This window comes from Mycobacterium parascrofulaceum ATCC BAA-614, from assembly GCF_000164135.1.
Taxonomy (GTDB): domain Bacteria; phylum Actinomycetota; class Actinomycetes; order Mycobacteriales; family Mycobacteriaceae; genus Mycobacterium; species Mycobacterium parascrofulaceum.
In genome coordinates this window covers 395331-399664 of record NZ_GG770558.1, presented here as the reverse complement: position 1 = coordinate 399664, position 4334 = coordinate 395331, and the positions used below count along the sequence as shown (strand labels likewise).

Sequence of the window (4334 nt, the reverse complement as noted above, 5' to 3'; positions counted from 1 at the left end):
CGCCCACGCCGCGCCGGCGGTCGCACAGGGCGGCCACCCGGGCCGCGCCCAGGTCGAGCGCGGCCCCCGCGTCCGGCAGCACCAGGAAGTCGTTCTCGGTGCCGTGGCCCTTCGCGAAAATCACCTGCTCAGGATACGTGGCGCCACGCCCGCACGGCCTCGTCGAGCAGTTGGGCGCCGTCGGCCTCCCCTTTTCCGGCGTCCAGCCAGTGGACCCGGTGGTCACGGCGGAACCAGGATCGTTGCCGCCGCACGTAGCGACGGGTGCCCACGTACGTCTGTTCCCGCGCCTCCCGCAGCCGATCGGCGCCGCCCCCGGCGTCGAGCGCCGCGATCACCTGGGCGTAGCCGAGGGCGCGCGACGCGGTGACCCCGTCGCGCAGGCCCTCGTCGAGCAGCGCGCTCACCTCGCCGACCAGGCCCTGGTCGAACATCGCGTCGGTGCGCCGGGCCAGCCGCTGATCCAGCACCGCCGTCTCGCAGTCCAGGCCGACGATGGCGGTGTCCCACCTCGGGCGACCGATGCGGGGCGCGGACGCGGCGAACGGCCGGCCGGTCAGCTCGACGACCTCGAGCGCCCGCACGGTGCGCCGCGCGTCGGTGGGCAGGATGCTCGCCGCGGCGGCGGGGTCGCGGCGGGCCAGCTCGGCGTGCAGCCCGCCCACCCCGACCTCGGCCAGCCGCTGCTCCCAGCGCGCCCGCACGGCGGGATCGGTGGCGGGGAACGACCAGTCGTCGAGCAGGGACTGGATGTAGAGCATGGAGCCGCCCACGATGACGGGCACGGCGCCGCGGCCCGCGATGGCCTCCACGTCCGCGGCGGCCGCCTGCTGATACCGGGCGACCGTGGCGGTCTCGGTGACGTCCAGGACGTCGAGCTGGTGGTGCGGGATGCCGCGGCGCTGGCCGACGGGAAGCTTGGCGGTGCCGATGTCCATCCCGCGGTAGAGCTGCATCGCGTCGGCGTTCAGGATCTCGGCGCCGAGCCGCTCCGCGAAGTCGAGCGCCAGCTGTGACTTGCCGGTCCCGGTCGGGCCGATGATGGCCAGCGGTCGCACGGCCACCTCAGAGCTGCCAGGCGCCGGCGAAGTAACCCACGCCGTAGGGCGCACCCCGGTAGAGCTCTTTGGCCGATCGCGGTCCCGGTTCACCCAGGCCGGCCAGCACCTGGAAGGCGACCCGGCCCAGGATCTGCCCGGGCAGCCGCGCCAGGGCGGCCAGGTCTCCGGTCGCCAGCGCGTCGTCGAGCGCCAGCTGCGCCTCGGCGTTGCCCGGGTCGTGTCCGCCGGGGGCGGCGGGCGTCAGGGTGTTCGCGCCGTCGGCCACCACCAGCACCCCGGTCGGCTCCGGGGACCCGTCGAGCTCGGCGCGCAGCCGCCGGCCCAGGGCCAGCGCGGTCGCCGCATCGTGGTCGGCGGAGTAGAGGCGCGCCTGGGCGCTCGCCTCGGGCCGGACCTGGCCCCGGACCCAGGCGGCCACCAACGCGCACAGGGGCAGATCGGCGGGCGGCCCGTCGTCGACGCCCGGCGAAAGCCGGACGCGGACGTCCACGCCGAACCCCGCGAACGTGCCGGCCGTGTCGGGGCCCAACACGTCGTCGCGTTCCCCGACCCCGACGACGATCCAGCGCGCGGGCAGGAGGGCGGCCGCCGCGAGCACCGCACCCGCCAGGTCGGTCACCTCCGCGGCGGCCGCACCGGCGAGTTCAGGCACCAGCAGCGGCGCCGACGGAATGATGGCAATGCCGCTGAGCACGCCACCAAACTAACGTTTCGCCGCAGCGACCGGTCGACTCACCGTCGCGTGCCGTGACGGGTCGCCTACTACGGGCACTAACTACGGGCACTCCACCGCGACGACGGGGCCCTTAAAAGGGTCGGCTTCCGATCCCGCCGGGGCCGCGCTATCGGGGAGGGCTCCCACGTCACGCCCGGTCTGGGCCACCATCGTGGCCGCCTCGCCGCGGGCCAGCGCGACCGTCGCGACGATCACCACCGCCACCGCCGCGATCAGCAGGAACGCCTTCGGGCCGTCGGCGTTCAGCGTCTCCCCCAGCACCAGCACCCCGAGCAGACCCGCCACCACCGGCTTGGCCACGGTCATGGTCGGCAGCGACGCCGTCAGCGAACCGGCGCGGAAGGCCGACTGCTGGAAGACCATTCCGGTGAGGGCCACCAGGAGCCAGGGGATGAACTCCGGCGAGGTCAGCACACCCACCACGCTGTGTTCGGCCATCTCCACGATGCCCTTGGTCAGCACCGCGAACAGCGCCAACGACGAACCCGCGACGAGCGCGAGCAGCACGGCCGCGAACGGGCTCCCCGACCAGATGCGGGCCGCCACCACACAGAACACCAGCAGCGGCACCATCACCAGCGCGACGATGGCCCACGTCGACGTCGATGCCCGCTGCTGGCCCTGCGCCGGGTCGCCGACCATGATGACCACCGCCAGCGCCCCGGCCAGGACGAGCGCCCAGATCCACTCCCAGCGGCTCACCCGGTGGCCGGCGAGGCGGGCATAGATGGGCAGGGCGAACAGCAGGGCCGTCACCTGCAGCGCGGTCACCAGCACCACGGAGCCCCACGCCAGGGCCCCGGCCTGCAGGCTGTAGTTCGTGACGGCCGCCATGCCGCCCAACCACCAGCGGGTGTCCTTCAACGACATCCGGAACAGCTCGAGATGGCCGACCTCCTTGTCGGTGATCTCCTGCGCCGAGCGCTGACGGATCACGTCGCCGACCGCGGATGCCATCGCGGCGCACAACGCGATCAACGCCGCGACGTCAACTTTGGACATGGGCGACCCCTCACCTCACATGGTTTTCCACCAGGCGTTCCCCCGGAGAGCCGGAATACACGCGGCGTTTGCGGCCAGTTCAACTACAACTGTATGGGCCTGCGCCCCGCGCGGACGGCCTGGTAGGTAACCGTTTCATTGTTACTTCACAAAGCTGGGTAACGACTGTGCTAACTCTATGAATTCAAACCGCCCCCGTACGACAGCACGACGGTACCCGTCCCGGGCGCGCGGCACCGAGCCGACGCGCGGTGGTCACGCCGGTTGCACGGCGGCGTCCCCGAGCCGCGACGCGACCCTGTCGCGGGTGGCGGAGGCGTCGACGCGGGCGAGCTCGACGGTGGCGGCCGTCATCACCAGCGCCGCCACCGCCAGCGCCAGCATCCCGGCGCGGCCGGTGTCGAGCGTCTCGCCGAGGACGGCGACGCCCAGCACGGCCGAGACCACCGGTTGGGAGACCTCGAGCGTGGGCATCGACGCGGTCAGCGAGCCGGCCCGAAACGCCGCCTGCTCCCAGGCGAATCCCGCCAGCGCGACCACCAGCCAGGCGTAGAGCTCGGGTGTGCGGACCACCGCCCACCCGCCGTCGCCGATCCGGTGGACGACGCCCTTGGCGAGCACCGCGAAGACGGCCCACAGCGAGCCGGACACGAAGGCGAGCAGCACCGCGCCGAGTGCGCCGCCCCGGACCCGGGCGGCCACCACGCATCCGAGCAGCAGCGGCGCCAGCACCGCCGCCACGATGGCCCACGTCCGCAGCGGCGCGGTGGAACGGCCCGCCTGTGGGTTGCCGACGGTCACGATGACCGTCACCGCCGCCGTCAGCACGACGGCCCAGACCCACTCCCGGGCGGTCACGGCGCGCCGGGCCAACCGGGCGCTGATCGGCAGCGCGAACAGCAGCGAAAGGACGAGCAGCGCCTGCACGAGCAGCACCGAGCCCTGGTCCAGCGCGGCCGCCTGCAAGACGATGCTGACGACCAGCATCAGGGCGCCCCACCGCCACCGCTGATTGCCGAGCAACCTGCGGATCAGTTCGAGCTGCCCGGCCGACGTGTCGGTGAGCCGGTGGGTGGCGCGCTGCTGCAGCACGTCGCCGATCGCGACGCAGAGCGCGGACGCCAGCGCGAGCAAAGCGGCAATGTCCGCCTTGGCCATGGTTTCTCCGTCCGAGTCAGGGTGTGGACATCGGGGTACGGACAATTGTCATACCCGCTTGTCATACCCGCTGCCCCTGCGGCGACGCATCACGAGCGGGAAGATCTCAGGTGGCGGCGCACGGGCCGCCAAGCTGCTTGAATACTGTTAAGCAGCTGTTGGGAGAGCCGCCCCGGCCCGCCCATGGCTGCAGCAGACGGTGCCGCTACGCGCGGCAGGTGCGCGGAACAGCGACCGCGCGAAGGGTAGGTGACGAGCGCATGACGGCTGACGAACCCCGCGGCGCAGATTCGGTTGGGCCGGTGCCCCAACCGGTTTCGCGTCCGGTGCCCCGCCCGGGACCGCGTCCCGGGCCCCGCCCGGCGAGCCCGGGACCG

5 protein-coding genes are annotated in these 4334 nt (G+C 73.0%); 1 reads left to right on the top strand and 4 read right to left on the bottom strand.

Going from position 1 to position 4334, the window contains the following annotated elements:
• Nucleotides 1–128: 128 nt before the first annotated feature.
• The 4 genes from miaA to HMPREF0591_RS25230 all read right to left on the bottom strand — a co-directional run bounded on the left by miaA (nt 129) and on the right by HMPREF0591_RS25230 (nt 3957).
• Nucleotides 129–1058 (bottom strand): tRNA (adenosine(37)-N6)-dimethylallyltransferase MiaA, encoded by a 930-nt coding sequence (miaA, locus tag HMPREF0591_RS25245; RefSeq protein WP_040623999.1) that lies wholly within the window; start codon nt 1056–1058, stop codon nt 129–131.
• Nucleotides 1059–1065: 7 nt separating this feature from the next.
• A complete protein-coding gene (locus HMPREF0591_RS25240) occupies nt 1066–1755 on the bottom strand; it encodes a class III extradiol ring-cleavage dioxygenase family protein (protein ID WP_007171551.1) in 690 nt (229 codons plus the stop codon).
• 81 nt (nt 1756–1836) lie between these two features.
• Nucleotides 1837–2799 carry a DMT family transporter gene (locus HMPREF0591_RS25235; RefSeq protein ID WP_007171550.1) on the bottom strand — a complete coding sequence of 321 codons (963 nt, stop codon included), beginning with the start codon at nt 2797–2799 and terminating at the stop codon, nt 1837–1839.
• 255 nt (nt 2800–3054) lie between these two features.
• Nucleotides 3055–3957 carry a DMT family transporter gene (locus HMPREF0591_RS25230; protein ID WP_007171549.1) on the bottom strand — a complete coding sequence of 301 codons (903 nt, stop codon included), beginning with the start codon at nt 3955–3957 and terminating at the stop codon, nt 3055–3057.
• Between the two features lie 260 nt (nt 3958–4217).
• Here HMPREF0591_RS25230 and HMPREF0591_RS34730 point away from each other — a divergent pair.
• Nucleotides 4218–4334: hypothetical protein (locus tag HMPREF0591_RS34730; protein ID WP_425270253.1), on the top strand; the 117-nt coding region annotated here is incomplete at its 3' end.

Coding starts and splice junctions, on each gene's coding strand:
- HMPREF0591_RS25235 (WP_007171550.1), bottom strand. CDS start 2,799: ATGTCCAAAGTTGACGTCGCGGCGTTGATCGCGTTGTGCGCCGCGATG.
- HMPREF0591_RS25230 (WP_007171549.1), bottom strand. CDS start 3,957: ATGGCCAAGGCGGACATTGCCGCTTTGCTCGCGCTGGCGTCCGCGCTC.